This window comes from Cyclobacterium roseum, assembly GCF_010119225.1.
Classification (GTDB): Bacteria; Bacteroidota; Bacteroidia; order Cytophagales; family Cyclobacteriaceae; genus Cyclobacterium; species Cyclobacterium roseum.
The window spans coordinates 1-2,883 of record NZ_WNKF01000038.1; the positions used below are offsets into that span (position 1 = coordinate 1).

The window sequence follows — 2,883 nt, forward strand, 5'->3', positions numbered from 1 at the left end:
CCCTTTGGAATAATTTGGTATCTTCGATACCAGATGCCCATGCTGGGCACACACAGCACCTAAGAAAACATGGGGCGGAGAGTGGTTTCCGCAAGGTTTGTTCTCCGTAGCAACTTTCATTTCGGTGGACAAGTAATCGCTCCGAAATGCCCCACGTTTCTTAGCTGCGAAACGTTGTAGCCAATGGAAAAATAACCTCAATAAAAAATTCAATGACCTAACATTTCAAAAGAGCGGAATCCGAAAAGCTTTATGAGTAGGAACAATTATTCACAATTAATATTTAAACAAAATGAACAAAGAAGAATTCAAAGCAAAAGCGAACCAAACCATTGACGAAGTTTCGGCTAAAATCAATGAGTTGAAGGCAAAAAAAGAATCAGCTAGTGGTGACGCAAAATCTAAGTATGACGAAGCAATCAGTGATTTGGAGTCAAAACGATCAGACTTGGAAAGTAGGTATGCTGACCTTAAAAATGCATCCGAAGAAAAGTGGGAAGAAACTAAAGATGCGTTTTCAGCCGCTTCTGATTCCTTTAAGGAGGGATTTGATAAATTGAAGGGCTTATTCTCTTAATCAATCAACAGGGCTTGTAAATGATTTACAAGCCCTGTTTTTATCTAAAAAACGATGAGGGTATCATTTATTTTCACCTTACTTTCTTGCCTTTTATTGTTCCATCAAAAGGCAAACGCTCAGGTTCTACATACCGAGAATTTTAACGTTGTTATTGATACTACAAAAGTTCTTAAAGGCAATTTTACACCAAGTTTCAGGTATCGAAACTTAAAAGAAGATTTTCTTGAAATAGCAAACATAGCAGATGTTTCTGTTCGTTTTGGGAAACACGCCTTTACTGTAGCAAACAGAATTGAATATAGTGTTTTTGGGGATGACAATATTTTGAGTGGTGGATTTCTCTATCTGGAATACGTCAACATCCAAAGCAAAAAAATAGCTATTGAACCTTTCTTGCAAGTGCATTGGAATGAAGTTAGAGGCTTGGACAATAAATATGCAGGTGGAATGAATTTGCGGTGGAGAGCATTGGTAAAAAACAATACAGGTTTATATTTTGGAATAGGTAGTTTGTATGAATTTGAACGATGGAATTATTCAGGAGTGCCCGATGATTTATTGCCAATAGACCAATCGGCTATTGAAGTGAACCGATTAAGGGGAAATAGTTATGTGAGTTTCAAACAAAGTTTCGGAGATTTATTTGATTTAGACATAAGTGGATACTATCAACCAAATCTTTCTGATTTCTTTAAAAACCACAGGCTTGCAAGTAGTTTCGAACTGACATACAATATCACTAAGTATATTGGATTGCGGTTACTGTATCAAAATATTTATGACTCTGCCCCTCTCGTTCCCATAGACAAGCTTTATCATGATGTAAACTTCGGTATAACCATTTCATTTTAAAATTAGTAAGCATGAAAAAACTGCTCTTTTTCTGGAAAGAATTACTCGCCACGTTTTGGTTTGTACCTGTTATAATTATTGGTTTAGCAGTAGTTTTGTCAGTAAGCTTAGTTTCATTAGACAATATCATAAACATTCCACAAGAAGGTTGGATTCGCTTTTTTTTAGTCAATAGTTCCGATTCAGCAAGAAGCATTTTATCCACTATTTCAGGTGCGATGATAGGTGTAGCTGGTACAGTTTTTTCAATAACGCTGGTTGCTTTGACTCTTGCATCTTCTCAATTTGGCCCGAGACTGATAAAAAACTTCATGTATGTGCGCCTCAACCAAGTAGTTTTGGGTTCATACATCGCCACTTATCTTTATTGCCTCTTGGTTTTAAATGCTATCAAAGACGGAAATGGATATACGTTCATTCCATCCATTTCTATTCTTTTTGCTATTCTGGTTGCCGTGGTAAATATTATTTTACTTATCGTATTTATACATCAAATTGCAGTAAGTATTCAAGCCGACAAAGTCATTTCTGATATATCAGACCTTATTTCCAAACAAGTAGAAACGCTTTTCCCAGAAAAAATGGGAGATGAACTCAAGGAAAAAAAAGATTTTGATGAAGACAAAGTAGTTTCCGAATATCAAAAAAGTATCTCTATCAAGTCTACTAAGAGTGGTTATCTGCAATATATTGACAGTGAAGCCTTATTGCTTTTAGTTGAGAATAATGATTCCTTGTTAAAATTAAAACACAGACCGGGTAGTTTTTTAGTGAAGGGTGGAGAAATTGGTGTTGTATTTTCAAACAAGGGTTGGCAAGAAGAATCTATTGATGAGCTACTATCCCAATTTGTTTTTGGAAAAACAAAAACCTCTCAGCAGGATTTGGAATTTTCGATTCATCAAATGGTAGAGATTGCGGCCAGAGCATTATCACCAGGAGTAAACGACCCTTATACTGCAATTGCTTGTATTGACAACCTAACAGCGACCCTATGCTACTTGGCGCAAGCCAAATTCCCTTCAAAATATCGTGTTGACGAAGATGGAAAACTTAGAATTATTGCTGATGTTTTAGATTTTGAAGGAGTTTTGGATGCTGCATTTAATCAAATCAGACAGTTTTCAACAGGAAGCACCGCAGTAATTATAAGACTTGTGGAAGCATTGGTCACTATTCAAAATTTCACCAGACGAGAAGGTCACAAAAAGGCGATAATTAATCACGTTGAGATGGTGTTGCGATTAGGAAAAGAAACCATAAGAGAAAAAAATGACCTTGATGATTTGGAAAAAAGAGTGAAACAAATTTTAAAATAATGAAGAACCACTGGCTACAATTGTGTAGACGGCCCCGCCAGATTCCTCTGACGGGGAGCGCCTCACACACCACCGAGGTGCGACAAGAAGTCGCATAGATAACTGTTTAACGTTCGATGAACGATTGAACCT

3 protein-coding genes are annotated in these 2,883 nt (G+C 36.7%); all 3 read left to right on the forward strand.

From position 1 onward, the window contains the following. Positions 1-292 precede the first annotated feature (292 nt). Genes GJQ68_RS22940 through GJQ68_RS22950 form a run of 3 tightly spaced genes read left to right on the forward strand, consistent with a single transcriptional unit; the run spans position 293 to position 2,751 of the window. Positions 293-577: a sll1863 family stress response protein gene (locus tag GJQ68_RS22940; protein ID WP_162419595.1), complete on the forward strand. Its 285-nt coding sequence runs from the start codon at positions 293-295 to the stop codon at positions 575-577. A 54-nt stretch (positions 578-631) separates the two neighbouring features. Then, positions 632-1,432, forward strand: coding sequence for a DUF481 domain-containing protein (locus GJQ68_RS22945; RefSeq protein ID WP_162419596.1), 801 nt, complete (start codon positions 632-634; stop codon positions 1,430-1,432). An 11-nt stretch (positions 1,433-1,443) separates the two neighbouring features. Then, positions 1,444-2,751 (forward strand): DUF2254 domain-containing protein, encoded by a 1,308-nt coding sequence (locus tag GJQ68_RS22950; RefSeq protein WP_162419597.1) that lies wholly within the window; start codon positions 1,444-1,446, stop codon positions 2,749-2,751. Positions 2,752-2,883 lie beyond the last annotated feature (132 nt).

Coding starts and splice junctions, on each gene's coding strand:
- GJQ68_RS22940 (WP_162419595.1), top strand. CDS start 293: ATGAACAAAGAAGAATTCAAAGCAAAAGCGAACCAAACCATTGACGAA.
- GJQ68_RS22945 (WP_162419596.1), top strand. CDS start 632: ATGAGGGTATCATTTATTTTCACCTTACTTTCTTGCCTTTTATTGTTC.
- GJQ68_RS22950 (WP_162419597.1), top strand. CDS start 1,444: ATGAAAAAACTGCTCTTTTTCTGGAAAGAATTACTCGCCACGTTTTGG.